This window comes from Liquorilactobacillus sicerae, assembly GCF_029916425.1.
Lineage (GTDB): Bacteria > Bacillota > Bacilli > Lactobacillales > Lactobacillaceae > Liquorilactobacillus > Liquorilactobacillus sicerae.
Genome location: NZ_JAHAVQ010000332.1, coordinates 1 through 405 on the forward strand (window position 1 = coordinate 1; position 405 = coordinate 405).

1 protein-coding gene is annotated in these 405 nt (G+C 34.6%); it reads left to right on the top strand.

All coding sequences use genetic code 11. The features are described from left to right. Positions 1 to 405: zinc ribbon domain-containing protein (locus tag KH893_RS12700; RefSeq protein ID WP_281166386.1), on the top strand; the 405-nt coding region annotated here is incomplete at both ends.

Genomic DNA, 405 nt, shown 5'->3' on the forward strand with positions numbered 1-405 from the left:
GAGCCAAAAGAAATCTCCACTAGCTAAAGATGGAGCAGATAGTTATATCCAAAGTATTGGAAGCGACGGAGCTGATAGTTATTGGGACAGCATTGTTAACAACGATGGTCATATTTCTATTAAATCAACTAACTACTTGATCTTTTTTCACCGTTATGAATTGACAACTGTTACGAGCAAATTAGTTCTTAGCAGTGCGAATCAAAATAAGGTTAAAATCACCTACAAAGGTAAATCGTTAACAAAAAAAGATATTGAAAAGCCTTTGTTTCCTGGAACCTATAATTTTAAGATAGCCCTAAAGAACGAATTTGGAACTAGCAAAGGAACTACAACGATTGTTGCAGGTGAAGGATCGACAGTAAAACTTAATTACGGAAATATCAATGGAAGCGAAATTACATT